Raw genomic sequence first — 25,459 nt, 5'->3', positions numbered from 1 at the left:
TAGTTTTGTTATTGATTATCAGTTTGTTGTATTTTTTTGCTGGTTTCGTTTGGGCACAAAACGCCTTACCAGGGCCAGTTTACGACTGTCTCTGTCCGTGTTGTCAGCAGTTTGGAGAATTGGCTTAGTTAGAGTCCGCGATTATAGTAGTTGAGGGAGTATATAATCGCGGATGAGAATCAGATTGGTCTTTTCGTGCGTTTGACTGCTTTTGTGGGGAGTTTCCTAGCAATTAATAGATGTCGTTCAGGCCGAAAATGGGCTTATTGGTTTTCCATTTTCCACGGGTGAAATCGGGAATGTCGATGGGTTTGCTGCCTTTGGCAATGCTCTCTTCCGATAGTGGGCTGATGGCACTCCAGGCGGCTGCATCATAAACATCCATCGGCGGAGCAACCTGGTTTTTGATCGATTCGATAAAGCCACGTAACACAAAGAAATCGATACCGCCGTGACCCGCATTCTGGGCCGTTTGGGAGTGCTGTTTCCAGAGTGGGTGATCGTATTTTTCCTGATACGGCGCAAAGGGCTCCCAGGTGTGTGGTTTCGGACTGAGCGGTTTGCCGTTAGCGTCTTCCAGGTAAATCATATCGTTATCATCCATCCAGATACCCTGCGTTCCCTGTGCCCGGAAACCGAGCGAGTAGGGGCGGGGTGAGTTGGTGTCGTGAATGATCATGATATTTTCGCCGTTGGCGCATTCAACCATCGTCGTTACTACGTCGCCCAGTTTAAAATTGACCTTGGCATTGGGATGGTTGGCACCACCTTTATCCACTACGTATTTATGCAAACCCCGGCTTTTGGTAGCCATGGAGGTTAGACGAACGAACTGATTGCCCCGGTTAATGTTGAGCCAGTGAGCTACGGGGCCGAGTCCGTGGGTTGGATACAGATCGCCGTTGCGATCAACGGAGTGCTGTGTGCGCCAGCTTGCTTCCGAATAAGCCCCTTTGCCAAATTCAGCCCCGACACCGTGGCCTTTGCCATCGTTGAATTTGATGTTGCGCAGATCATGTTCATAACCACAGTGCGCATAGGTCATTTCGCCAAACATACCCTGACGTACCATGTTCAGAATTGCCATCACATCGCGACGGTAGCAGACATTTTCCAGGATCATGCAGTGCGAACCGGTTTTCTCGAACGTATCGACCAGGTCCCACGATTCTTTTAACGTAACGGTGGCCGATACTTCAACGCCTGCGTATTTCCCGGCTTTCATGGTAGCAACCGCCATTGGTACGTGCCATTCCCAGGGCGTGGCAATCACCACTCCGTCGATATCGTCGCGCTTCAGCATATCTTTAAAGGCTTCATCGCCTTTCGAATACGCTACGGGTGCTTTGCGTCCGGCTTTTTCGATCATCGCATTTGTCTTGGCAATCGAATCCGCCGAAATATCGCAGATGGCCGTAATGTCAACATCGGGCCGGTAGAGCGCCTGTTGAACGTGACTGCGTCCGCGTAGACCGACGCCAATAAAGCCCAGACGAACTTTGTTGAGTGGAGCGCGTAGATTGCCTGCCGTACTGGTCGTATAGAAAGAAGGCATAAACGGGGCAGCGGCCGTACTCAAAGCGGCTGTACGTAGAAAAGAGCGACGGGTTGTCATTGGTAAGAGCGGTAGAAGGATACGGAAAATGTATCACTTGTTGGAAAAAACTGAATGAAAATTAGCGGTTTGGCTCAGCCGGGTCAAGCAACAAACGTAATATGTCTGCAAAAAAAGCGATTTTTGGCGTGCGCAAACGTTTGTCTCCTGTTGTGCAAACGTTTGTCTAAGATAACCGTTCTCGTTATCTTTTGGCTACACATGGCCAATTACATTTGGCTAAATTGCCCGTCGATGAAAGAATCCATTACGATAAAGGAAATTGCCCGTCGATTACATATATCGCCATCGACCGTATCGAGAGCCTTACAGAACAGCCCTCGCATTAGCGTACAGACCCGACAGGCGGTTCATGAGCTGGCCGAGCAGTTGCAGTACTTTCCTAGTATTACGGCCCGTAATCTTCGGCAGGGGCGTACGGGTATCGTGGCAGTTGTGTTGCCCGAGATTCGGGAAAACTTCTTTTCGGAGGTTGTAAACGGTATTGAAGAAGTCGTCTTTGCGGCCCATTCTACGGTGGCATTGTATCAATCGCACGACCGCTACGACCGCGAAAAACAGATTCTTGAAACGCTGGCATCCAATCAGGTCGATGGGGTTTTATTATCGGTGGCTAAAGAATCGCAGCAGTTTGGCCATATTCAGCGGCTACTCGATCGGCGTATTCCCATTGTGTTGCTCGACCGTATTCCGCCCAAAATCAATACGCATCAGGTCGAATGCAATATGGAAAAAGGGGCATTCGAAGCCACCAAATGGCTGGCCAGGCGGGGTTGCCAGCGGATTGCGCTGCTCAATGGTCCACAGCCGCTGGTGGCCAGTGAAGAACGGTATCGGGGGTATATAAAAGCATTGATCGAAGCGAAGCTCAGTGTTGAAAACTCACTCATCAAGCGGGTTGATTTAACGACGGCTGATATAACCGAAAAAATGAATCAGTTGCTGGATACGGCCCGCCCGGATGCCGTGCTGGCTTTTAATGACTACGTAGCACTCGATGCCATGCAGGTTTGCCGAAGCCGGGGTAAACGCATCAATCAGGATATTTCGTTCGTCAGTTTCGCGAATTTGCCGCTCACTACGTATCTGGAATACCCACCGCTGGCTTCGGTGGAGCAACACCCCTACAAAATCGGCTTTACGGCGGCCGAGATTTTGATGAAAATCAACGACGGTACGTTGAATGGCGCTGAACTACAGAAAATAGTGCTGGAACCGGAACTGGTTATTCGAGAGGAGAAAACGGTGAATCTATAAATTAGTGACTGAGGGGCCTGAGAATTGGTATTGCTGGCCGTAATTTTGAGTTGCCAATTAAGGCCGGTCAATCGGTAATACACTCAATGAAACAAACTCTCCTCTTTAGTTTCCTCTTTTTACTGTCAACAATTTCTTATGCCCATCTGGGAACGCTCACGGGGCGGGTAATCGACGAAAGCACCCATCTGCCACTACGTAACGTAACGGTCCAGCTAGTTGGGCTGGGTAAAGCTACGCTAACGGATGATTTGGGTCGCTATCGGTTCGATCATCTGGTGGCATCGCCCTACAAAGTTGAATTTTCGTCGGTTGGCTATGCGTCATTTGTGCAGGACGTAGTGATTGCCGACGATCAGACTGTTTATATCCAGACTAGCCTGACCGTTGCTCCCGTAACGCTGAACACCGTGACCGTATCGGCGCAGAAGGCGCACGACCAGCAGTTGATCAGCAGCCTGGACATCAGACTGCGGCCCATCACCAACTCGCAGGAAATTTTGCGGCTCGTGCCGGGTTTGTTCATCGGGCAACACGCGGGTGGCGGTAAAGCCGAACAGATTTTTTTGCGAGGTTTCGACCTGGATCATGGTACCGACATCCGACTTTCGGTTGATGGGATGCCGGTCAATATGGTTTCGCATGCACACGGACAGGGTTATGCTGATTTGCATTTTGTGATTCCTGAACTGGTCGAAGCGGTAGACTTTAAAAAGGGTACCTATACTACGGACAAAGGTAATCTGGCTACGGCTGGCTGGGTTGATTTTCGAACACGTACCGCACTGGATCGCTCATTCGTAAAACTCGAAGCGGGGCAGTTTGATACGTATCGGGCGGTGGCCGGTATTGATTTGCTGGGCGAAAAAGGGAAAGCGAAAAACCAGTCGGCTTATATGGCTTCTGAATACTCTTACTCCAATTCCTATTTCGATAACCCGCAGCATTTCAAGCGGGTAAACGTAATGGGTAAATACCATCGCCATATTGGCAATAACACTAATCTGACGCTGACCGGCTCTACGTTCTGGAGCAAATGGAATCACTCCGGCCAGATTCCCGACCGAGCCGTTGATTCAGGTCTGATTGGCTGGTTTGGTTCTATCGATCCCACCGAAGGGGGAGAAACCAGCCGGACAAACCTGAATGCGCAATTCGTGACCGTAACGGCTCGTAACCATATCATTAAGAATCAGTTGTATTACGCCAATTACAACTTTGAACTGTACTCAAACTTTACGTTCTTCCTCAACGACAGTCTGAACGGCGATCAGATTCGTCAGAAAGAAGGCCGTAATCTGTTTGGCTACAACGGCAGTTACAGCACGCAAACGAGCCTGGGTAAAACAAGCTGGATCACTACGGTAGGGGCTCAGTATCGGCAGGACGTAACGCCGGGCCTTGGCGGCAGACCGACCGAACTGTCGCACACCAAAAATAGGGTAGAAACGCTGGAGCGGATTCAGTACGGAAACATTAATGAACTCAATGCTGCCCTCTATGCCGATGAGGTCGTACAGCTTTCCAGCCGGTTTAGTGTCAATGCGGGGTTACGCGTCGATTTTTTTCGTTCGCAGTATGAAGATTTGCTGGCTAACCCGGCCACCAAAAAGTACGTAACCCAGGCTATTGTTTCTCCCAAACTGAACCTGTATTACACGTTTAATCCGCGTGTTCAGCTTTATCTGAATACGGGTAAAGGATTTCACTCGAACGATGCCCGTGTGGTTACTGCGCAAAACGGGCGAGAGATTTTGCCGGGTGCTTACGGGTCTGATCTGGGAATTATTGTTAAACCTTTTCCTAAACTGCTGATCAATGCAGCTGCCTGGTATTTGTGGATGCAGCAGGAGTTTGTCTATGTGGGCGACGAAGGCGTTGTTGAACCCAGCGGTCGCTCCCGTCGGCAGGGCATCGACGTATCGGTACGCTATCAGCTGACCCGCAATCTATTTGCCGACGTTGATCTGAACACGGCCAAGCCGCGTGCGCTGGACGCTGAACGGGGCCAAAACTACCTGCCACTGGCGCCGGTCTTTACGTCGACGGGTGGCTTGTCACTTCAGACCCAATACGGGCTAAGTGGTTCGCTGCGGTATCGCTATATTGCCAATCGCCCGGCAAATGACGATAATTCAATCGTTGCGAATGGGTATTTTGTGACAGACATGCAGGCGAATTATGCTCGTAAGCAGTACACCGTGGGGCTATCGGTCCAGAATCTGCTCAATACGCGCTGGAAAGAAACGCAGTTTGCTACCGAAAGCCGTTTACAGAACGAATCGACACCCGTCGATGAAATCCATTTTACGCCCGGTACGCCGTTCTTTGCCCGCCTGAGCCTAACCTATTTCTGGTAGTAGCAGTCCGTATTTCGTCCGCGACATAGTTACGGACGAAATACGGAATTGGTAATTTCAAACTCTGCTAGTTTGGGATTAGGTTGACTTACCTGCAAGTTTTAGGCTCGCAGTGAGCCAATGTACTGATACGTATTGATGAGAACGCCCGTAGGGGTAACCTTCGTGCTGACCAGAGCGAGTTCGCTGGGGTTGGCGCTGTCCGAAAAAAAACGTTTGCCCCGGCCTAACAAAACGGGGTAAACCAGTAGCACAACTTCATCGGCCAATCCTTGCTCAAGCAGTACCGACGTCAGTGTGGAACTTCCCCAGACAATCAGGTCGGGGCCGTCCGATGTCTTCAGAGCGCGAATGCCTTCTATACTATCCGTACCCAAGTCGCTGACCGGGCCCCATTCAAGGTTGTTCGGCCGATGGGTTACTACGTATTTGGTGGCAGCATTCAGACTATTGGCTATGGGCATATTTCCCGCTTTCGGCCAGTAGTCGGACCAGGCATCGTAGGTACGTCGGCCAAGTAACAGATCGAAAGAGCTGCCCTGGGCTTCTATGACAGCCGATAGTCCCTCATGGCTCCGGTAGGGAATACTCCAGTCGCCATACACAAAGTCCTCGCTGTTTTCGTGCTGAATGACACCGTCCAGAGTGACATGTGCCAAAATTCTGATCGTTCTCATTGTATTGCTCGTTGCTTACTGTTTGTACAAAGTTACACCGGACGGGGTAGGTAAATGAGGGGCAATCGCGACAATATGCGGGTGTTTTGGACTATTGGCAATATACCAAAACAAAGCCGCTCACTGCTCATCTGCCATACAGGTGTGGACGAGCGATGAGCGGCTTTGCTCTATTAGAACCTATTAGGCCAGTGCTTTCCGGGCTTCGCGGTCGGGATCATTGGTAAGGGCTGGCGCATCGTCCAGAATCATGGTTTCTCCGTTCTGGGTCGTGTAGGGCTTCCAGTTGGGCAGACCGCCACCGTTTGGATTGCCGGTTTTGCAGAAATTGATAAACGAGTTCGCCATCTTTTCCGACAGCGCACGGGGCCGTTTACCACCACCCGTATGCGTAAGCATCAGGTCTGTATTGTAGAACCAGAAACAAATGTCGTCGCAGTGGAACGCCCGCATCCGTCCATCAAAAAGCGGGGGCTGCCAGCCAAACCACGCTACGTAGACGGGTGCTTTTTGCTGGGCCGCCTTGGCATCGGCGGCAGCAACGGCGTTCTTACGGTTCGACACAATCAGGGCCCAAAGCTCAATTGGGCGGGCTTTGGGGAAGTTTTTGGCATAGGCATCGACTATATCGCCCGATTTGTCGCCAAAGCGCGGTTTGATTTTCTCCTTCACATCGGCCAGCGAAACGGTTTCCAACGTAGCATCCGTTCGGTTGGGATTCATTTCGTGAAACGTCGTGCAGAGCATGAGCGGAATACCGGCCGAAAAATGGTTCGGATCGCGGAAGAAAGCGCCTTCGGTCATATATGTTCCATCGCCTACAGGACTAAAACCGCCACGCTGTAGATTGAGCCGTTTGGCTTCGTCGGTCATTTTTTCGGTCGCCCGATTGGCAATGTCGATGTATTCGCGCCAGGGAATCTGCTGAAGTTTCTCGATTGCGCCGGCTTTCAGGCCCGCTTCTTCCAGGACTTTCATCCCCAGTTTTTCTGAATATTCTTTATTGACGCCCGCCAGCGAACTTCCACTCAACGCTACGGCCTTGTGGAACAGTCCTTTGGCCGATGGCATGTTCATCAACGTAGTGACTTTGGCACCACCGCCCGACTGACCGATAATGGTTACGTTGTTTGGGTCGCCACCAAAATTGGCAATGTTGGTTTTAACCCATTCGAGCGCTGCCACCATATCCAGATTCCCGACATTACCCGAGGCCGCATGGCCGCCAGCGGCTTTCAGGTTGGTATAGCCTAGTGCACCCAGCCGGTGATTCAGCGAACAGAAAACCAGATTACCCAGTCGAGACAGGTTTTCACCATGATAACCATCTTGCTCAATACCGTTTCCGTTCACAAAGCCACCACCGTGTAGCCACACAACTACCGGTCGTTTCTGCGAGTCGAGAGCTGGTGTCCAGACGTTTATCTTCAGGCAGTCTTCCGATACGTCATCGTAATTCCAGTGATCGACAAACGACGCATACGGATTGGCGTACCGTTTCTCCATAATCTGAGGAGCCGAATTGCCCCACCAGAGCGCCGGACGAATATCGGTCCAGGACGCTGGTTTCTGAGGAGGCATAAACCGGTTTTTACCCGACGTGTCGGCCCCATACGGAACACCGAGAAACTGATGAATACCGCGCAGAATAAATCCACGGACTTTGCCATATTCCGTATTGGCAACGGCGATAGTATCGCCCACAAACAGCACCTGGTCGTCGCCCGAAGGCTTGGTTTGTTTAGGCGGAGTTGCGGCAGAAGCGATAGAGGGAGCCGAAACGCCCAGACCAGCAACGCCAACGCCCAGCGATTGCAAAAAATTACGTCTTGAAGCCTTCATCGTTGGTTCTTTAGGAGTTTAAGAGGTACGTGTTCCATTCTGAGGCAAAATGAGATAACGTAGTGAAAAAGAAACGACTAGACACTTTATACTTGACAGAGGAGGGAGCCGGGAAAATTCCTGAAAAAGAAATGCGCCGACAACCGAGGTCATCGACGCATTACATATAGTTGGAAGGTAATTATTTCGCTAATTCTGCCGCCGGAACAACGCCCAGTTCCTGGCCAACTTTTGTGAAAGCCGCGACGGCTTTTTCCAGGTGCTCTGGTTCATGACCTGCCGAAATCTGTACCCGAATCCGGGCTTTTCCGTTTGGAACAACTGGGTAAAAGAAGCCAATCACGTAGATACCTTCTTCCAGCAGTCGGGCGGCAAATTTTTGCGCCAGCGGGGCATCGTACAGCATGATGGGCACAATCGGATGTTCGCCCGGTAGAATATCAAAACCGGCAGCGGTCATGGCTTCGCGGAAGTATTTCGTGTTCGATTCCAGCTTATCGCGCAACGCCGTTGAACTCTCTAAAATATCAAGCACTTTCAACGAAGCACCCACAATAGCCGGAGCTAACGTATTGGAAAACAAATACGGACGAGACCGCTGACGTAGCATGTCGACAATTTCCTTACGAGCCGCCGTAAAACCACCCGATGCGCCACCGAGTGCTTTCCCGTACGTACCCGTAATGATGTCGATACGTCCCAGTACGTTCCGGTATTCGGGCGTACCACGGCCAGTTTTACCGATAAAGCCACTGGCATGACATTCGTCAACCATTGTCATGGCTCCGTATTGATCGGCCAGATCGCAGATTTTGTCGAGTTGAGCAATTGTGCCATCCATCGAGAAAGCACCATCCGTCACAATCAGAATCCGGCGCGAACCGGAAGCGGCTTTTAGTTGGGCTTCCAGATCGGCCATATCGTTGTGCTTATAGCGAAACCGCTTGGCTTTGCACAAACGAATGCCATCAATGATCGATGCGTGGTTCAGTTCATCGGAAATGATCGCATCCTGCTCGCCCAGAATTGGCTCGAAAACACCACCATTGGCATCGAAAGCAGCTGCGTACAGAATACAGTCTTCGGCACCAACGAACTCGGCGGTTCGGCGTTCCAATTCTTTATGAATATCCTGCGTACCGCAGATAAACCGCACCGACGACATGCCGAAACCGTGCGTATCTAACGTATCATGCGCAGCCGCCACTACGTCGGGGTGCGACGATAGGCCGAGGTAGTTATTGGCGCAGAAATTCAGCACTTCGCGCCCGCCATGAATGGCAATTACCGACGACTGGGGCGATACAATAATCCGTTCGGATTTATACAGACCGGCTTCTTTGATACCGTCCAGCTCCTGCTGAAGTTGTTCTTTGATCGTTCCGTACATAATATTAAAGGGTTGAGACAAGCGGTTGGTAAACCGGAGTCAGATTGGTAATCATTTCCTGGGTCATGCGGGGCAGATCGAAAGCGGGTTTCCAGCCCCAGTCTTGTTGAGCCACCGAATCGTCGATGGTTTTAGGCCACGAATCGGCGATTGCCTGCCGAAAATCTGGTTTATACTCCGTCACAAAATCCGGAAAGTGAACCTGGATCGCTTTCGTCAGTTCGGCGGGCGTAAAGCTCATGCCTGCCAGATTGTAGGAGGTACGTACCGAAATGTTGGCTTCGGGCGCATCCATCAGTTCCAGCGTAGCCCGTAACGCATCGTCCATGTAAATCATGGGCAGCAACGTATCGGCCGACAGAAAACACTCAAAATTGTGCCCCTGAACGGCTTCGTGGTAAATGGACACCGCATAGTCGGTGGTACCGCCACCGGGCATCGACTGATAGCTAATTACGCCTGGATACCGTAGCGAGCGAACATCGAGCCCGTAGCGTTTATGATAGTACATCGACCAGTTTTCGGTCGCCACTTTGCTGATCCCATAAACCGTGGCCGGGTCCAGAAACGCCATTTGTGGCGTGTCGTATTTAGGAGCATGTTCGCCGAAAGCCGCAATCGAACTTGGAATGAATACTTTTTTAACCTTGTGGAGCCGGGCTACTTCCAGTACGTTGAGCACCGTCTGCATGTTCAGGTTCCAGGCCCAGATTGGATCACTTTCGCCTTTAGCCGACAACACGGCTGCCAGATGATATATCTGGGTGATGCGATAACGGCGAACAACGTCAGTTAAGGCGTCGGGTTTGGTCGCGTCGAGTAGTTCGAAAAGGCCCTGGTCAGACTGTGGTTGGCGGAGGTCGGTTGCAATGACATGGCTTTGGCCAAACTGCGTCCGAAGAAGAGGGAGGAGGGCAGTACCAATCTGCCCATTTGCCCCGATTACTAAAATGCTTTCTCGTTTCATAGCCAATAAATTGAAACTGCGGAAACGGGTATTACAAGCGAACTTTTATGTTGATGAAGTGTAATTGAATTACGGTACAAAGGTATATTTGCCGTTAATAAATAGATAGAATACGATTAAAATCAGTGAAAATTCCTTTCAATTTTTTAATTAACCGTTATAATTGCTGAATAGGATTATAGTAAAATGATTTTGTAGGAAAATTTTCGGTATGGAAGCACTGGACGACATTGACAAGAAATTATTAAGACTAGTACAGCGGGATGCGAAGCTAACGACAAAGGAATTGGCAGCTCATTTGGGGCTTACGCTATCGCCGGTTTACGAGCGTATCAAACGGCTGGAAGGGCTGGGTTTTATCAAGCAATACGTAGCGGTTCTGGATAAAAGCTTGTTAGGACAGCCGATCACTACGTTCTGCCAGGTGTCGATGCGCTACCACGACAAAGCCTTTATTGACAAGTTTGAAGAAGAAGTGCAGAAACTGGAAGAAGTGCAGGAGTGCTATCATATGGCCGGTCAGGTCGATTTTCTGCTCAAAATTCACGTCGGTAGTCTGCCCGAATACCACGATTTTGTAAAAAACAAACTCTCTCAAATCGAGAACATCGGCGTGTTAAACAGTACGTTTGTACTCAAAGAAATCAAGCATAATCTGGGCTATTTTATTCCCTGAGTGGAAAAATAGAGTAGACGGTTCCTACTTAATGCTGGGAAGTGCCCAGTTGTTACGAATGGCAGCCAGCCGAAACAACGTAATGACACCGGCGGCAAGAACAAAATTGAGGGTAGGGTCAATAGGAAGAGAACGGCCTAGTAAATAGAGTGTAGCGCCTGTCAGGCAGGGTGTTACGTAGAGCTGGCGGTCGAAAATGATGGGGAGATCATTGACCAGCGTATCGCGAATAACACCACCGAACAGAGCAGAAACGACGCCCAGCAGCATGGCTGCCCACGTATTGACACCCGCACTGAGCGCTTTCTGCATACCCAGAATGGTGTAAATGCCAACGCCGAGCGTGTCGAAAAGAAGCAGCGGGCGACGTAATTTACCAAACCACCACTTACGGCACACAATGGCAAGGATTGTTCCAAGGCTAATGACAATCAGGTAATTAGGGTCACGTATCCAGACGATCGGATGGGCATTCATGATTATGTCACGTAGCGTACCTCCGCCAATGGCTGTCAGGAAACTAATGAAAAATATACCTAACAGATCGTGGTACATTTTTTTGCTCAGGGCGGAGAGAGCGCCCGAAATGGCAAAAACGGATATGCCGATTAAATCGGTCAGATACCAGATGGTCATTGACAAGATCGGAGAAAGGCAATCACTAAATCGTTCACAAAAGTACCTGACAAGTGCGAACTAACGAACAGCCGAACGTAGTGACGATGCCCGAATAATCAGTTGAGTGTCCATTATTCTGGTTTCCCGGCTGGCTGGACTGTCTTCGGTAGCATCGAGTTGTTTAAGAAGTAGCCGAACGGTTTCGGTACCCATTTCCTGAATAGGCTGGCTAATGCTGCTTAGGGCTGGCGAAAAAAAGGCCGAGACCGGTTCATTGTTAAAGCTGACAACGGCTACGTCGTCGGGAATACGCAGTCCTTTCTGACTCATGGCATACATAGCCGGATAGGCGACCCGGTCGCTGATCATCACCACACCATCGGGTGGTTGTGGATGGCTCATTAGGGTCAGCGTTTGCATAATCGTGTTTTCCTGAGTGTAGTCGCAGTGAACCACGTACTGATCATTGATCGGTAAACCGTGTTTAGCCAGCGCTTCGCGGTAGCCCATTACCCGCTGATTGCTGAGCAGTAGTTGAGGAGGGCCCGCCAGAAAGCCAATTCGCTGGCATCCGTTCTCAATCAAATGCTCGGTTGCCTTACACGCTGCCGCCTGATTATCAACAATTACTTTGGAGGCATCAATGCCGTCCGCGTAGCGGTCAAACAGAACCAGAGGGATATTTTTGCGGGCCAGACGTTCTACGTGTTCGTACTTGTCGGTGTCGCGGGAGAGGGAAATAATAAAACCTTCTACCTGGCTACGCATCAGGTTCTGAATATTGGTGATCTCCCGCAGATAGGATTCATTCGTCTGGCAAACCAATACGCTGTAGCCTGCCTGTAAGGCCGACTCCTCAATGCTGTTGAGCATCGCTGAGAAATAGTAGTAACTCAGATTCGGGAGGATAACGCCAATAGTACGTGTCCGGCTCTTGGCCAGGTTTTTGGCTAGCTGATTAGGTTGATAATCTAGTTCTTCGGCCAGACGCATAACGGCGTTACGGGTGTCGATATGAATTTCGGGCATACCCCGTAAAGCCCGCGACACGGTCGAAATGGAAATGTTGAGTGATCGCGCAATGTCTTTTATGGTGACCGGTGAGTTTTTCATAACCGCCGAAGAAGCTAAATGTAATTATTGTAAGAAAGGGCTTTACCCGGATAAATCGCTGAAGAACATCCGATAAATCATAAGGCAAATATTGACGAAAAGAATTTAATCTTTTTAAGATTCTTTGTTTTTCTGCAAGCGTTACCGCAAACGTTTGCGGTAACGCTTGCAGAAAAAAAGTCATTAGCCACGCTATATTCTCTCTTCTTTTTGTATTACGCCACTAGATTAGTGTAAAATAGTAAGTCTATGCTAAATAGGCATGGCTTATCTGGCAATTAGCTAGCTAAATAGCATACTATAGGAAATTGTACTTTATGTAGAACCTGTTAGTTGGTATTGTGTCGGTTCTGCATCATAGAGATTAATCATAATTAGAAGAATGAGAAAGGTAATGCCAATCCCTAAAGATGAAGTGTTGATGGCGCAACTCTGGAGCCGTTTCAAAACTGGAGACAGAGAGGCTTTTAACCAACTGACCAAAGCGCGGTATTGGCTACTATTTAACTATGGGAGCCATTTTACCAGAGATAGGCATCTGATTAAGGATTGCGTTCAGGATTTGTTCCTGGAGTTATGGCATCGCCGGAAAACAATTGCCGAAACTCCCTACGTAACGATCTATCTGGTGAAAGCGCTACGGTATAATTTGTTACGAAAATTACGTCGGGAGCAGACTTGGCGGTTGGCTGAGGAAGAAACATTTGAACTGGAAATCGGCTTTACGGATGGTATAACAGCCGAAGTGGAATGGATTGCTGGCGAAACAATCAGGGAAGCGAACTATACGATCAGGCAGGCTGTTGGGCTGCTGCCTAAACGGCAGCAGGAAGTCGTTGTGCTTAAGTTTTACGAAGGCTTGTCGAACGACGATATTGCGCGGGCTATGGCTATTGAAAAGCAGACAGTTGCTAATTTCCTGTATCGGGCTATAACCCAATTGCGGAGTCAACTGCCTGCTCATGTGTTTTCGGGGAGCCAATCCAGGCTGTAGTTTCGGTCGCTATACTTTACTCTCGGGGTATACCTTTTTGTGCTGCGTAACCAGCGTATTGTATTGGTCGGGCGTAAGAATTGATTTATAGGCACGTACTTTATCATCTTCAATACCAACAGCCAGAGTGCGTAGTTTCTTCTGATTCATGCCCGTCGATTTCAGCTTTTTTACGCCATCGTTGTACTTGACAACAGCATCCAGAATAACCTGGCGGGCTTTAGGTAGCTGCTGATCGGTTAGTTTAAGCCGTTGTTTATCGGCTTTCAATACTGATTTTGTGATCATGCCAATGGTTGCACCATTATTGAGGAACACAAATTTTTCGTCCTCCACGGATTTTTGCTGGGCAAACGTGAACGTAGTGAGACCAACGAGCAGGGTCAGGAACAGGCTAAAACGTTTCATAAGAATACTCTGGATTAAAATCTGGTTGTGCTAAGATACAGCTTGAACGATTTATAGGATTCAGGTCGCTAACCAGGACTGCTTGTTTTCTATTACCTGGTAAGCCACTTCGTTCGCTTACTACGAATAAACTGTAAAGGCCGATGACCACAAATTTCTAAAAAGTTATTACTGAACGTAGCCAGGCTTTCGTAGCCAACAGCAGCGGCCAACTGCGATACGTTGTCACAACCTATCTCGATCAACTCCAGTGCGCGCATAATGCGGGCTATTTTGCAATAACTAGAAAATGATGTACCTAATTGCTGGGTAAAAAGTCTACTCAGCGTACGTGCCGAAAAGCCGAACTCGCTGGCTAACCACATAAAGCTAATCGGCTGGGCTAAATGGGCGTGAATATACGTAATAACTGGCAGCAGCTTTTGATGGTTGGTAGAAGGAAGTTGGGTTACTATTGACTTTTCAATCGCTTCGGGTAGCAAGTCCTGAAAGGCCCGCAAAAATGTGAGTGCCTGGCCATCATTATTCGGTCCGTGGCTCCACTTTTCGGTGTAATGAATCATTTCTCGTAGTAGGCTGGATATTGGAAATACGACAATCGATTGGTGCAGCGACGCAACATTGTCGGTTACCGGAAAGCAAACGGATCGGATACTCAGCTGAGAATGATTGGACCAGATTTGATGTTCAGTATTGGCAGGAACCCACACGCCATACCAGCCCGGAATCAAGATGTGTTTTTCGCGGCTATTGATGTGAATACACCCTTTTTCAGCATAAATAAATTGCCCCCACTTGTGCTGGTGCCAATCCGAATGAAAACAGCCAAGTTGTTGATGAAAACTGACAAACGGACGCGTCGTTTGCGCAATAATTGAGGAGCAACTTACGGGTTGGCTATACATGGCCGATACTAACAAAAACTAGTCTTTTTTGCATAATTTCTCAAAGTTAAAAGCAACTAGCTTTGCCAGACAACTAATCAGAGACTTTAGTATCCATGGAATCACATCCTAATATAGAATTGATTAATCGCTTTTTTCAGGCCTATGCCGCCAATGATCTTTCTGCTGTCGAATCAATTTTTTCACCGACTATCCAGTGGCACATTCCAGGTAATCATCCATTAAGTGGTATAAAAACGGGTGTTAAAGAGGTGTTGGCTTACTTTAAGCAATTAGGCAAGGCTGCTTTTCAGGCAAGCCCGATAATTATGGGCGTTAATGATCAGTATGTAATTGACTGCCATCAAAACTGGAGTTCGCTCGAAGGTATCGATCCCCTGAATTCGATGTCCTGTCTGCTGTGGAAAATAAGCGAAGGACAAATTGTCGAGGTTTATAATTTCCCTGAAGACCAGCATAAAGTTGACACCTTTTTTAACAAGGTTTATGGGGCTGAAAGCAAGCTATAATTAGCTATATAGGCCAATAAAAAACCTTTTTGGTTCGTATTCGTCTGCCGTACAATAAAGCGTGAGTCAAAAAGTTCAGTCAGGTAGGCTATGGTCAATAAAACCCTGAAAGCATAATGCAGTTATCTAATAGACTATCGAAATACCCGTCGCTGACAAATGGAGATGTGGGCAGCCGATAAACTGATCATGAACGAGAAAACTGCAAAAAAGATAGCCAGAATGACGTTGGGAGGAACCCTGTTTCTGGCCGGATTAAGCCATCTAACTTTCGCCCGGAAAGATTTTAGAGCACAGGTGCCTGATTGGGTACCGCTGGAAAAAGACGATACGGTTGTCTATTCCGGTATTGCTGAAATGGCGCTGGGAGGGAGTTTGTTGCTGGCCAACGACAAGAATCAGGAGCTGGTAGGAAAAGTGGCGGCCACTTTTTTTACGGCTATTTTTCCTGGTAATATTTCGCAGTACGTCAACAAACGGAGCGCGTTTGGGCTGGATACCGATACCAAGCGACTCGTGCGTCTATTTTTTCAGCCAGCACTCGTGTACTGGGCTTTGAAAAGTACTGATAATGTGTAAAGAGACAATCAGTTACACAACTTGCTATAAAAGCCAGAGCCAGCAGTGTTCTGGCTTTTATGTTTTACCGATGAAGTGTAGAATGATCATTATGAATACGTGGTTTTTATCTTTCTGCAAAAAGATTGATCCCATACGCTACGTGCATCTGCGCGCCGATTGATGAAAAAAGCCGCCATTCTATACTACCTCTTGTTCTGCGTATTCGTTGCTACGCTAACAAGCGCCAGTCCATTTCCAAAAGGCGCAAAACGAATCCTATTTCTGGGCAACAGCATTACGTATGCAGGAATGTATGTCGCCGATGTAGAATCCTACCTGACAGCACGTTATCCGAAGCAACACTATGAGTTTATCAACGTAGGACTTCCCAGTGAAACGGTGTCTGGCCTAAGCGAGCCCAATCATGCAGATGGCAAATTTCCTCGGCCTGATCTGCATGAGCGTTTGGATCGAGTGCTGGCGAAAACCAGACCGGATGTAGTTTTTGCCTGCTATGGCATGAATGATGGCATCTATATGCCTCTTTCGGAAGAGCGTTTTAAGCCCTATCGGGAGGGAATGAAATGGCTGCACAACAAACTGCAAAAAGCGGGTGTCAAACGAATCATTTTTCTGACGCCACCGGTTCACGATGACAAAGAGTTGGGGGTTAACGGGTATAACCTCACGCTCGACAAGTATTCCGAATGGCTCCTTGCTCAGCGCGATTCATTACACTGGGAGGTAGCGGATAGTCACTTCCCGATGACCCGATTTCTGGAAGAGAAGCGGCAAACGGATCGTTCGTTCAAATTGGCCAACGATGGCGTTCATCCTGGTTCGTCTGGGCATTGGTTGATGGCGAAAGCAATTTTACAGTATCTGGGGGAGGATGTAGCCAGTGCGTCAAACGTACTGGGCGCTTTAGCGGGCAATAATAAAGCCGAAGAAATAGCAGGCTTGGTGAGTCAGCGACAGGCCATTATGAAAGATGCCTGGCTGCGCGATACCGGTCACAAGCGTCCGGGTATGGCCAAAGGCTTGCCGTTGGCAGAAGCACAACGTATTGATGAACAGATTGAAAAGCGAATTCGGGCAACGTTGTCGGGAACAGCGCCCAGACGCATTCGCATCTCGTGCATTGGCAATAGTATCACGCAGGGTGCGCGTTTAGAGAATCCCGCTGTCGAAGCCTATCCGGCTCAGCTTCAACGCTTGCTGGGTTACGATTATGAAGTCAGCAATTTTGGGGTGAGTGGTAAGACATTGATGAAGGGAACGGCCAATGCCTACGTATCGACGCCTACCTATAAAGAAGCCCTGAACAGTCGGCCCGATATTGTGACGATAAAACTCGGTACCAACGATAGCCGGTTGCCGTATCGAACCGATATTGCCGACCATTTTGTGGCGGATTACAAAGCACTGATTCGATCGTTCAGAGAATTGCCGTCGCATCCCCGCATCATCCTCTTGCTGCCCGTTGCCTCTTATCTGACTGATACGACCCGGCAAACGGATGCGGCCATTGTACAGCAGATTCTGCCACGCATCCGGCAGGTAGCCTACGACGAAAAACTAGAACTCATTGATCTTCATTCTATAACGTTACAGCGGGACTCGCTGTATCCCGATCAGCTTCATCCCAATCAGCAAGGTGCTTCCCTGATCGCTCAACGGGTTTATGAGACCATCGCCCATAAAACGATCGCTGATTTCAACCTGTTTAAGCATATTCGTCAACCGTTTACGGTATCGTCGTTTTACGGATACGACTGTGCGGATTTTACGTTTGAGGGACGTAACGCTAAACTAGTAAAGCCTCGTGTCGTGGCCGAAGGAAAACCCTGGATTTGGCGGGCAAGGTTCTGGGGCCATGAACCGCAAACCGACATTGCTTTGCTGGACAGAGGCTTTCATGTGGTGTATTGCGATGCTTCCGAACTGTTTGGGAACGACGAAGCAGTGACGCTCTGGAACAAGTTTTACGAGTATCTACACACAGCAGGGCTAGGAAAAAAAGTCGTGCTGGAAGGAATGAGCCGGGGGGGCGTGTATGCCTATAACTGGGCTGCCCGAAACCCCGACAAGGTTGCTTGCGTGTATGCCGATGCGCCGGTACTGGATTTGCGAAGCTGGCCCGGAGGCAACGGTAAAAGCAAAGGCAGTACCGCCGATTGGGAAATCGTTAAAAAGGACTATGGATACACTACTGACGAACAGACGAGGGACTTTCGGAACAATCCGTTAGACAAAATTCCTGAGATCGTCAAAGGCCGATACCCGATGTTGCACGTAGTAGGGGATGCCGATGAGGTTGTTCCGGTAGATGAAAATACCGCTCCGTTTGAACAGAAAGTAAAAGCGGCCGGCGGCTACATTCAGGTTATTCACAAACCGGGAGTCGGCCACCATCCGCATAGTTTACCTAACCCACAACCCATTGTCGATTTTATCCTTACGGCGGTATACGGTAAACAGTAGTCAGACTCGTGCTACGTTAAATAGCCGTAATCTCTCAATTCCTGTTCGGGGTGCCGCAGGAGAATACTACGTCCGTTGTTGGTCAACAGATACGTAGTGTCGCTGATCGCCAATACGTCGTGGTAATAATGGTCGGTCAACAAAATACCTTTGCTGGCTCTGGACACGATAAGCAGAGAAGATAGCGATTCAACATGAAGCGGCATTACGTTGGAAAAAGGTTCGTCTAATAGGACAAAGGGAGCGGGGCTGGTTACGACCATAATCGTTTCCAATAAACGTTGCTGCCCGCCCGATAACTGGTTGAAACGATAAACTAAAAGATCGCTCAATTCAGGAAAGAGCACATGGGCGTACGCCAACGAGGACTTGTATAAGTCGAATGCTTCTGCAACCCGCAACTGCGTCGGCACAAACTGGTGCTGAGGTAAATAAGCGAGTTTATGTCTATGGCGGTACACTCGTTCTACGTAGTGACCATCCAGCCGAACAGAACTGTTCTGTGCGGATCGAGTGCCATAAATCACTTGTAGAAGAGAAGATTTACCACAACCATTTCGCCCGAATAGGCCAGTAATTTGGCCTACTTCCACCTTGATGTAAATGTTCTGCAATACGTTTCGCCCGCCATATTCCAGCCAGATACTATCCGCTTCCAGGCGCTTTACAGGGGTAGGAGGCTTACCAGACAAAGCCATGTCGTGAACAGGATAAGGTCAATAACATACGATCCGACGGCCAGCTCGATTTCGGAAAGGCCAAAATGATGGTAAAAAGCAAAACCCTGGCGATTGCTCAGCCGGAAGACCAGCCAGATCAACAGTTGCGCAACGCTTCTTAGCCAGAAGAAATATGTACTAAACGACAGAAAATCGGGCGAACTGAAGGTAGGATACCCAGCCATCAGCCACATGCACAGCGTAGTAGCAACGGTAAAGGGATACAGTTGCCTGTATAAAATCAGTAAAGCCCGCAGCTGCATAACATCTTGTCCATTCTTTCCGGAAAGATAGACATCTTATGCGCTGACGCGGAGAATTTAAGAAGCTTTAACGCGCTGATCCGCAGTCGCGACGTGAAGCTCGACTACTTACACGAGCACAGGGCTCGGCTCACGTTTCTTCAGCGCAATTAACGTAATGATGGCAGATAGCAAAAGAGAGCCAGCCATGAAGATATACGAAGCGCCAAATCCGCCGGTTGTTCCGTTTAAATAGCCTACAATGTAGGAGCCAATGAACGAACCGAGTGCGCCAAAACTGTTGATAAGGGCCATAGCACCGCCCACTACGTTTCTGGGTAAAATATCGGGAATGATGGCGAAAAATGGGCCGTAGGGGGCATACATAGCTCCTCCGGCAATAATCAGCAAAACAAACGACAGCCAGAAATTATCGGCGCCAATCAGGTAAGAGCCGTAAAACGCAATGGCGCCAATAAACAGAAATGGCCACACAAAGGCTTTGCGATTCAGTGTTTTATCTGAAAAATAGGAAGCCGTCAGCATACCGATTATGGCCAGCACGTAAGGCACTGACGACAGCCAGCCTGTTTTGACAATGTTCATGTTTGGCGCTGCGTTGATAATGGAGGGCAGCCACATTACAAAGCCATAAACCCCAATGCTCCAGAGGGCATACTGGAGACTTAGCAGAATAACAATTTTCGATTTGAAGGCTTCTGCGTAGTTTTTTACGGGTTTGATACCTTGTTGTTCTTGCTGAAGCTGCGCTTCCAGCGCGTTTTTTTCTGAGGTGCTCAACCACGTAGCATCGTCGGGCTTGTCGTCTACGAGCCGCCACCAGAAGAACGCCCAAAGTACCGCCGGGAATCCTTCCAGAATAAACATCCAGCGCCAGCCCACCGACTGAATCAAATAGCCCGACAGAATCGACATCCATAAAATAGTGGCCGGATTGCCCAGAATCAGGAACGTATTAGCCTGTGAACGCTCGGCCTTGGTGAACCAGCGGCTCAAAAAAAGTAGCATGGCGGGCATCACAGCACTTTCGACAACCCCCAGCGTAAACCGGATCACAATCAATAAACTCACGTTACTGATAATCCCCGTTGCCATAGCCAAACCGCCCCAAAGAATAAGCGACCAGAAAATAAGCTTCTTGGCACTCCGCTTTTCCGCGTAGACCGCACCCGGTACCTGAAAGAAAAAATAGCCCAGGAAGAACAACGAACCCAGCAGTGACGACATGGCCGGGGTGATTTTTAAATCAGTAGCCATGCCACTGGCCGCGCCAAAGCCAAAATTGGCTCTATCCAGATAGGCCAGGCTATACGTAATAAACGCTATGGGCAGGAGCCGATACCAACGGGCTTTCGCTAGAGTGTTATCCATCAACGTAAATTCTTCTGATTGATCAGGTTGTTTTGTGGCCAAGGCGGCCATATCACTAAAGGAAAGCCTATGGGATGGTCTACTGAATGTAGTGTTTGTAAAGAAGAACGAGGGCGGATTGTACTAAAACGGACATAACCTGTCCACAATCGTACATGCGTGGTGTACTCCTTAGTGTCTATCTGTTGATTATCAGTAATATATGGTATTGGTATAATTGTTGGTCGGCATAGCGTTGGAAGCCACATTCACTCATTGGAGCTGGAAGAATTTTGTTGATACGATCTTCTGTCAGCTTTGTGTTTCGAGCGGACTAATATACTAGGTTAAGAAAACGCGAAAGCATACCCGGAATCCGAGTATGCTTTTTTGATGAGCAAAAATCACTGCTGACAAACCGAAATCGTACTGGGAAGTTGAATTTTTATAGCCTGGTTCCCTGACGTCTGCCCGGAATTAATCACAACGGCGTTAAAGCCATTGTAGTCGACCCCCGCTTCATAATCCGTGTTGGGCTCTAAACCCAGTAATTTGCCTTGCCCGGCTGTCAGAAACGACTGCTGCCAGTTTTCTGTTCCTACTTTTCGATAGCGTACCCAGGCGCTCGGAGAAACCTGAATGTCGTTTCGATTTTCACAATAGGCCGTAACCGTAACATCCAGGTCAATCAGATTTTGCGGATACGTAACGGTAACCGTATGACTACCGCAAGCATTGCTGACCGTTGAACTGCCGATAACTTTTCCATCGGGTGCGAACAAATCTAATCGGGCTGCACCTGCCGATAGTCTTGAGATAGAGAGGATGTTATTGGATGACGTACCATCGGCTACGTACTGCTGATTTCCATTGTACAAGACCCACCGGATGGGTTTTCCTTCTGGTTTGCCCGTAATCGTCCATTGACCGCCGGTAGCGCAACTGCCATCGGGTGTCCAGAAGGCCAGCGTATAACCCGACGCTTTCGATATGGGGATAGAAGCCTGCAGACCGCTACCCGATTGGGTTAAGCTGATAGTCTGGTCGAAAGTCCATTCGCCGGTCGTTTCCTGATAGCTGAATACGGGAATCTGATCGCCCTGTTTCAGTGGCTGACCCGTTTGTGGATTTTTTAGTAAGCTGGGAATTTGTACCGAAGCAGTGAGTGGCTGGCTTAGGCTGGTTGCTTTTTGGCCATTGGCGGTAGCCAGCTCAAGGGAAATATAGCCAATAGGGGAGAACGTCCCTTTCACACTGGCATTGCCTTGATTATCGCGTAAGACTCTGGTTGTAAAGCCACCCGGAAAGGCACGTAATGACGCTTCGGTCTGGCTTGAATACGTAGCAAATTGGGCGCTTAGTTGTCCGGCAACGGGCTGCCCTTTATCGTCCTTCAGAATAGTATTGGCTGAAATTGTTACCGTAGCGCTAGCTGTCATCGACGCATTGGTGGGAGTCGTGATGGTTTTTGTCTGTCTGATCGTTCCGGTTGAAGCCGTTTCAACCGTTTCCTGCTTCAGAACGACACCGGCTGGCGGATCGGCCTTTCGGACCATATGTAGTGAAAACGGTTCGGGTTTCGTTTTATCGATGAACAGATATATACTCGAACTAATATAGCCCGGTGCGGTGGCAACGATCCGAAGTTCGGCTGGTTTACTGGTAGACGGAACCTCGCCTTTTAGACCCAGAAACAAATCCGCTTTTGCACTTTCGAAGGAGGTTACGGCTGCTCCTTCATACGTAACGACTCGATTGGCATCAGGCCCAAACAGCGTAATCTTTACCGGAACGGCTAAAGGCGTATTGGTTTTAGCGTCAACTATCAGTCCCTGTAACGTAGTGGGAGATGGCTCATAATTGATTTTGAATACCACATTTTTCAGCGGGTCGAGCTGTTGTATATCGCGTATATCCTGACATCCTCCTATCAACATAAATAGAACAATAGTCAGTGTGCTACGTAGCATATTGAATCGGTTCATGACTGTCGGCTAAAAAGAAGTAGAGAGAAAGTTATAAGCAAGCCCAAGGCTGATTACCGGATAGTATTTCAGGGGTTTAAGGTTATTTTCAATAACAGGCGCCTGATCGCTGGATGGTTCCAGCATGCCCGTCGTCGTGAGTGTGATACTGGGGGATTGCTGATAAAAGAAACCCACATCGGCCATGACTTTAAATCGATTGCGTAGAAACGGATGCCCCCAGCCAATTCCGGCATACGGTGCCACTTTCGCAAAACTAGCCTTACCACTCACCGTACCAACCTGATCGATGGTGAACACCACATCGTTAAATCGAACATCTTTAGTCGGTTTGCCAAAAAACGTAACTTCGTTTTGGTTAACATACGCACCTGCTGTGAGGTGGAACCCCGCTCGTTTGAACGGATAATAGTCAATCAGACCATTGAAAGACAGCAGCCTGATTGTATAATCAAACCCAATCTGAAGTTCATCCGTGGCCTTTCCTGATGTGAGAGTTCCTTTGTAGGTGAATTGATTAATGCCGACACGTAGCGCTAGTTGACGGCTAAGCGATTTACTGATGCCAATGCCATAACCGGCTGTGCCGGCATGAGCAACCAGTGCAACCCCTGGTTTGTAAGGAACGTTCTGCGATTGGCTTTTACCAGCCAGCAGTGACAACAGGAGAGGAAGCAGAAAAAAAGTTGATTTCATAAGCATTATCTCCAAATATTATATTTACTATTAATTTATAACGTATATATAATGTTTTTAAAAATAATAAAAAGGTAATAAATGGCAATTTGTTTGGCCACGGTACTAAGGTGGTTATGCTTCTGGAGTAAGAAAGTTGGCCTGGATGAACCTAACAGCAGAATGAATTGGAAGCTCTGAAAAGTTATTGCGCAAAAGTGACCTTATGGAAGTTCGATTGTCCAAATAAAGACGCAATTTGTATTACCTGAAGTAGCCCGGTCATATGGCCGGGCTACTTCGTTTTAGCGTAGTGATTATAGGAAGGGCCTGGCTTACGTAGCATTTTGGAATCTGTGACTTCCTAGTGAATTATATATCCTGAAAAGAAATTTATGGAAGCCACTTAAATCTAACAACGTGCTCCTATCGTATATATATCAACTTTTCTTTTCAAGAATATAAATAAGGCGGCCTAATTGTGGGCAGCCTTATTTTGTTAATGTAGTGCTTTTTAAGTTTAATATTTATCTTTATAGTGAACAAAAATTACACTATTTGATATAATATATACATGAAGTACAGTAAAATGCCTGGTAACACGGCTCGTATCACCTACTTAATGGGTTGGGGCAACTACACCCGCGTGTATCTGATCGACGCCAGCCCTGAGCTAAATTCAACAACATTAAAGAAATGCGTGGACACATTGACTGGCTTTATTCGTCTGAGCAAGAGTTTAGCCGTTAATCCCACCTATATTACTCAGATCAGGCGTAATGATGATCGGTCTGCCGATGTGCTGGTAGCGGGCCACTGGTTGCCAGTCAGTCGTCGACGGATAACGCCTGTTGTTCGGCAATTAAGGGGATTGTCGGGTGTCAAAATAAAAGGATTAATCCAGTTTCGGTCCTGTTCGTATACCGACATTATGGCTACCGATCTGGACTAGCCAGGTAACCGATTTCTAAAGTTTAGCTAGCCAGTCTACTGTTACACGTACCGTTATGTAGATACAACGCATGGCTGCCAGGAAGTTGAGAACGGGTAAAAGAGCTATTCCAACAGCTATTGGCATTATTTCGTCCTGTGTTTGAGCTAACATACCATACGCTAATACGATAAGGAGTGGAGCTATATAGAAAATGGTGATCGATAAAGACATCATAAACGACAGTATATCGGCGAATGGTCAGTGCCGCTATACTTAAGACTCCACAAATGGCTTTCCGTCATTTAGAACTAAACCAATTATAACAAATCAAATAATGTTCAGGGATGTCAAATTTTTTGATTTCCCGGAATCAGCCGTTCTGGTAGGGAATGAAAGGTGAATCGTTGATAATCTGGGCCGCCGGGTAGTTTTTAAATTTTGTTAAAGATGAGAACTGACTATATGTACTAATTGTACAAAATTGTTCTCACATCAATAGTAGCCCAGCTATGAGTTACCAGGAAAGGCAGAAACCAGTTATTTAGTTATAATAAGCACGCTTTTGGAGCAATAGGTGTGCCTTTAGTTATATAGAGCTTTGATGAGGCCATTGAGATTATAATTAAACTACCTGAAAACATTGCTCATAAACCAGAAACGATACGCGTAGTCTGGCTGAAATTTCCACGTATGTCGTATATATTAAACCGTTCATGTGTTGACGATATGAATCGTCTACTGGCTGATTCTCTAAGCCAAGCTATTTACCTCGCCATATTTCTGTTAAGTATAATCAAGAGGACAACAGGGCCGGTTTATCTATGAAGTGGTTCGACGCTACGTAGATATTAAGTGATTTGCGTAGGCGATATGAGTAAAAGAGAGTGCGGTTTCGACTTGGATTAATGGCTTTTATAGAATTAAGATCTAAAGCTTTCCAGCGTAAACGCATAGTGCTAGTCCCCCAAAGGAGTGCCCATCATTTAAGTTTCCATAGGCTGTTATAGCTAGCCCAACCCACTTGAAAGGTATCATGAAGCGTGCTTCAACTGGAATACCGATCGTTGAATAGTGTATTTTTTCGTAACGATCCCCCTTCAATAAAGCGCCTGGCTCAGCTGGCCCAAGATATTGCCTATGGTGCGCCCCATATTTAA

23 protein-coding genes are annotated in these 25,459 nt (G+C 48.0%); 8 read left to right on the top strand and 15 right to left on the bottom strand.

The features are described from left to right. Positions 1-232 precede the first annotated feature (232 nt). Positions 233-1,615, bottom strand: coding sequence for a Gfo/Idh/MocA family protein (locus GK108_RS25305; RefSeq protein ID WP_163954373.1), 1,383 nt, complete (start codon positions 1,613-1,615; stop codon positions 233-235). A gap of 234 nt (positions 1,616-1,849) precedes the next feature. Between GK108_RS25305 and GK108_RS25300 the strand changes: the two genes are divergently transcribed. Beyond that, positions 1,850-2,872, top strand: coding sequence for a LacI family DNA-binding transcriptional regulator (locus tag GK108_RS25300; RefSeq protein ID WP_163954372.1), 1,023 nt, complete (start codon positions 1,850-1,852; stop codon positions 2,870-2,872). Positions 2,873-2,958: 86 nt separating this feature from the next. Next, positions 2,959-5,232: a TonB-dependent receptor gene (locus GK108_RS25295; RefSeq protein ID WP_163954371.1), complete on the top strand. Its 2,274-nt coding sequence runs from the start codon at positions 2,959-2,961 to the stop codon at positions 5,230-5,232. Between the two features lie 101 nt (positions 5,233-5,333). Here the strand turns inward: GK108_RS25295 and GK108_RS25290 are convergent, their stop codons facing one another. From GK108_RS25290 to GK108_RS25275, 4 genes are all read right to left on the bottom strand, one after another. Further along, the gene (locus tag GK108_RS25290) at positions 5,334-5,909 is read right to left on the bottom strand and encodes a dihydrofolate reductase family protein (protein WP_163954370.1); all 576 of its coding nucleotides are present in this window, start codon (positions 5,907-5,909) and stop codon (positions 5,334-5,336) included. Between the two features lie 183 nt (positions 5,910-6,092). Beyond that, complete coding sequence (locus GK108_RS25285; protein ID WP_163954369.1) at positions 6,093-7,751, bottom strand: carboxylesterase/lipase family protein; 1,659 nt, start codon at positions 7,749-7,751, stop codon at positions 6,093-6,095. Between the two features lie 181 nt (positions 7,752-7,932). Beyond that, positions 7,933-9,141 carry a glycine C-acetyltransferase gene (kbl, locus tag GK108_RS25280; protein WP_163954368.1) on the bottom strand — a complete coding sequence of 403 codons (1,209 nt, stop codon included), beginning with the start codon at positions 9,139-9,141 and terminating at the stop codon, positions 7,933-7,935. Between the two features lie 4 nt (positions 9,142-9,145). Continuing rightward, the gene (locus GK108_RS25275; RefSeq protein ID WP_212592884.1) at positions 9,146-10,108 is read right to left on the bottom strand and encodes an NAD-dependent epimerase/dehydratase family protein; all 963 of its coding nucleotides are present in this window, start codon (positions 10,106-10,108) and stop codon (positions 9,146-9,148) included. 211 nt (positions 10,109-10,319) lie between these two features. On the opposite strand from GK108_RS25275, the gene GK108_RS25270 reads away from it, so the two are divergent. Then, a complete protein-coding gene (locus tag GK108_RS25270) occupies positions 10,320-10,784 on the top strand; it encodes an Lrp/AsnC family transcriptional regulator (RefSeq protein ID WP_163954366.1) in 465 nt (154 codons plus the stop codon). Between the two features lie 24 nt (positions 10,785-10,808). On the opposite strand, the gene GK108_RS25265 is transcribed toward GK108_RS25270, so the two are convergent. Together GK108_RS25265 and GK108_RS25260 are read right to left on the bottom strand one after the other, a co-directional pair. After that, the gene (locus tag GK108_RS25265; protein ID WP_163954365.1) at positions 10,809-11,420 is read right to left on the bottom strand and encodes a trimeric intracellular cation channel family protein; all 612 of its coding nucleotides are present in this window, start codon (positions 11,418-11,420) and stop codon (positions 10,809-10,811) included. 60 nt (positions 11,421-11,480) lie between these two features. Continuing rightward, positions 11,481-12,515: a LacI family DNA-binding transcriptional regulator gene (locus GK108_RS25260; protein ID WP_163954364.1), complete on the bottom strand. Its 1,035-nt coding sequence runs from the start codon at positions 12,513-12,515 to the stop codon at positions 11,481-11,483. Positions 12,516-12,897: 382 nt separating this feature from the next. On the opposite strand from GK108_RS25260, the gene GK108_RS25255 reads away from it, so the two are divergent. After that, positions 12,898-13,509 carry an RNA polymerase sigma factor gene (locus GK108_RS25255; protein WP_163954363.1) on the top strand — a complete coding sequence of 204 codons (612 nt, stop codon included), beginning with the start codon at positions 12,898-12,900 and terminating at the stop codon, positions 13,507-13,509. Between the two features lie 9 nt (positions 13,510-13,518). On the opposite strand, the gene GK108_RS25250 is transcribed toward GK108_RS25255, so the two are convergent. Then, entirely contained in the window at positions 13,519-13,917 is a 399-nt protein-coding gene (locus GK108_RS25250) for a hypothetical protein (protein ID WP_163954362.1), read from the bottom strand. A 92-nt stretch (positions 13,918-14,009) separates the two neighbouring features. Then, complete coding sequence (locus GK108_RS25245) at positions 14,010-14,822, bottom strand: AraC family transcriptional regulator (protein WP_163954361.1); 813 nt, start codon at positions 14,820-14,822, stop codon at positions 14,010-14,012. A gap of 95 nt (positions 14,823-14,917) precedes the next feature. Here GK108_RS25245 and GK108_RS25240 point away from each other — a divergent pair, with 95 nt between their 5' ends. The 3 genes from GK108_RS25240 to GK108_RS31350 all read left to right on the top strand — a co-directional run bounded on the left by GK108_RS25240 (position 14,918) and on the right by GK108_RS31350 (position 18,376). Next, the gene (locus GK108_RS25240) at positions 14,918-15,331 is read left to right on the top strand and encodes a nuclear transport factor 2 family protein (RefSeq protein WP_163954360.1); all 414 of its coding nucleotides are present in this window, start codon (positions 14,918-14,920) and stop codon (positions 15,329-15,331) included. Between the two features lie 189 nt (positions 15,332-15,520). Continuing rightward, positions 15,521-15,910 carry a DoxX family protein gene (locus GK108_RS25235; RefSeq protein ID WP_163954359.1) on the top strand — a complete coding sequence of 130 codons (390 nt, stop codon included), beginning with the start codon at positions 15,521-15,523 and terminating at the stop codon, positions 15,908-15,910. Between the two features lie 162 nt (positions 15,911-16,072). Next, positions 16,073-18,376: a GDSL-type esterase/lipase family protein gene (locus tag GK108_RS31350; RefSeq protein ID WP_163954358.1), complete on the top strand. Its 2,304-nt coding sequence runs from the start codon at positions 16,073-16,075 to the stop codon at positions 18,374-18,376. Positions 18,377-18,387: 11 nt separating this feature from the next. Here the strand turns inward: GK108_RS31350 and GK108_RS25225 are convergent, their stop codons facing one another. The 5 genes from GK108_RS25225 to GK108_RS25205 form a co-directional block, all read right to left on the bottom strand. After that, positions 18,388-19,074, bottom strand: coding sequence for an ATP-binding cassette domain-containing protein (locus GK108_RS25225; protein WP_163954357.1), 687 nt, complete (start codon positions 19,072-19,074; stop codon positions 18,388-18,390). Further along, on the bottom strand, positions 19,041-19,358 hold the full coding sequence (locus GK108_RS25220; protein ID WP_163954356.1) for a hypothetical protein: 318 nt from the start codon (positions 19,356-19,358) through the stop codon (positions 19,041-19,043). Before GK108_RS25220 ends, GK108_RS25225 begins: the two co-directional genes overlap by 34 nt. A gap of 108 nt (positions 19,359-19,466) precedes the next feature. Next, positions 19,467-20,729 carry an MFS transporter gene (locus tag GK108_RS25215; protein WP_163954355.1) on the bottom strand — a complete coding sequence of 421 codons (1,263 nt, stop codon included), beginning with the start codon at positions 20,727-20,729 and terminating at the stop codon, positions 19,467-19,469. Between the two features lie 383 nt (positions 20,730-21,112). Continuing rightward, positions 21,113-22,693 (bottom strand): hypothetical protein, encoded by a 1,581-nt coding sequence (locus GK108_RS25210; protein WP_163954354.1) that lies wholly within the window; start codon positions 22,691-22,693, stop codon positions 21,113-21,115. Positions 22,694-22,702: 9 nt separating this feature from the next. Continuing rightward, the gene (locus tag GK108_RS25205; protein WP_163954353.1) at positions 22,703-23,389 is read right to left on the bottom strand and encodes a hypothetical protein; all 687 of its coding nucleotides are present in this window, start codon (positions 23,387-23,389) and stop codon (positions 22,703-22,705) included. Positions 23,390-23,942: 553 nt separating this feature from the next. Between GK108_RS25205 and GK108_RS25200 the strand changes: the two genes are divergently transcribed. Then, on the top strand, positions 23,943-24,320 hold the full coding sequence (locus tag GK108_RS25200) for a LytTR family DNA-binding domain-containing protein (protein WP_163954352.1): 378 nt from the start codon (positions 23,943-23,945) through the stop codon (positions 24,318-24,320). A gap of 909 nt (positions 24,321-25,229) precedes the next feature. On the opposite strand, the gene GK108_RS31185 is transcribed toward GK108_RS25200, so the two are convergent. After that, positions 25,230-25,459: hypothetical protein (locus tag GK108_RS31185; protein WP_212592883.1), on the bottom strand; the 230-nt coding region annotated here is incomplete at its 5' end.

The organism is Spirosoma terrae (genome assembly GCF_010435915.1).
Lineage (GTDB): Bacteria > Bacteroidota > Bacteroidia > Cytophagales > Spirosomataceae > Spirosoma > Spirosoma terrae.
The sequence above is the reverse complement of the archived record's forward strand: the minus strand, read 5'-3'. Positions and strand labels throughout refer to the sequence as shown.

Excerpts from the sequence above, each read along its gene's own strand:
- GK108_RS25305 (WP_163954373.1), bottom strand. The coding sequence starts at position 1,615 with ATGACAACCCGTCGCTCTTTTCTACGTACAGCCGCTTTGAGTACGGCC.
- GK108_RS25300 (WP_163954372.1), top strand. The coding sequence starts at position 1,850 with ATGAAAGAATCCATTACGATAAAGGAAATTGCCCGTCGATTACATATA.
- GK108_RS25295 (WP_163954371.1), top strand. The coding sequence starts at position 2,959 with ATGAAACAAACTCTCCTCTTTAGTTTCCTCTTTTTACTGTCAACAATT.
- GK108_RS25290 (WP_163954370.1), bottom strand. The coding sequence starts at position 5,909 with ATGAGAACGATCAGAATTTTGGCACATGTCACTCTGGACGGTGTCATT.
- GK108_RS25285 (WP_163954369.1), bottom strand. The coding sequence starts at position 7,751 with ATGAAGGCTTCAAGACGTAATTTTTTGCAATCGCTGGGCGTTGGCGTT.
- kbl (WP_163954368.1), bottom strand. The coding sequence starts at position 9,141 with ATGTACGGAACGATCAAAGAACAACTTCAGCAGGAGCTGGACGGTATC.
- GK108_RS25275 (WP_212592884.1), bottom strand. The coding sequence starts at position 10,108 with ATGAAACGAGAAAGCATTTTAGTAATCGGGGCAAATGGGCAGATTGGT.
- GK108_RS25270 (WP_163954366.1), top strand. The coding sequence starts at position 10,320 with ATGGAAGCACTGGACGACATTGACAAGAAATTATTAAGACTAGTACAG.
- GK108_RS25265 (WP_163954365.1), bottom strand. The coding sequence starts at position 11,420 with ATGACCATCTGGTATCTGACCGATTTAATCGGCATATCCGTTTTTGCC.
- GK108_RS25260 (WP_163954364.1), bottom strand. The coding sequence starts at position 12,515 with ATGAAAAACTCACCGGTCACCATAAAAGACATTGCGCGATCACTCAAC.
- GK108_RS25255 (WP_163954363.1), top strand. The coding sequence starts at position 12,898 with ATGAGAAAGGTAATGCCAATCCCTAAAGATGAAGTGTTGATGGCGCAA.
- GK108_RS25250 (WP_163954362.1), bottom strand. The coding sequence starts at position 13,917 with ATGAAACGTTTTAGCCTGTTCCTGACCCTGCTCGTTGGTCTCACTACG.
- GK108_RS25245 (WP_163954361.1), bottom strand. The coding sequence starts at position 14,822 with ATGTATAGCCAACCCGTAAGTTGCTCCTCAATTATTGCGCAAACGACG.
- GK108_RS25240 (WP_163954360.1), top strand. The coding sequence starts at position 14,918 with ATGGAATCACATCCTAATATAGAATTGATTAATCGCTTTTTTCAGGCC.
- GK108_RS25235 (WP_163954359.1), top strand. The coding sequence starts at position 15,521 with ATGAACGAGAAAACTGCAAAAAAGATAGCCAGAATGACGTTGGGAGGA.
- GK108_RS31350 (WP_163954358.1), top strand. The coding sequence starts at position 16,073 with ATGAAAAAAGCCGCCATTCTATACTACCTCTTGTTCTGCGTATTCGTT.
- GK108_RS25225 (WP_163954357.1), bottom strand. The coding sequence starts at position 19,074 with ATGGCTTTGTCTGGTAAGCCTCCTACCCCTGTAAAGCGCCTGGAAGCG.
- GK108_RS25220 (WP_163954356.1), bottom strand. The coding sequence starts at position 19,358 with ATGCAGCTGCGGGCTTTACTGATTTTATACAGGCAACTGTATCCCTTT.
- GK108_RS25215 (WP_163954355.1), bottom strand. The coding sequence starts at position 20,729 with ATGGATAACACTCTAGCGAAAGCCCGTTGGTATCGGCTCCTGCCCATA.
- GK108_RS25210 (WP_163954354.1), bottom strand. The coding sequence starts at position 22,693 with ATGAACCGATTCAATATGCTACGTAGCACACTGACTATTGTTCTATTT.
- GK108_RS25205 (WP_163954353.1), bottom strand. The coding sequence starts at position 23,389 with ATGAAATCAACTTTTTTTCTGCTTCCTCTCCTGTTGTCACTGCTGGCT.
- GK108_RS25200 (WP_163954352.1), top strand. The coding sequence starts at position 23,943 with ATGAAGTACAGTAAAATGCCTGGTAACACGGCTCGTATCACCTACTTA.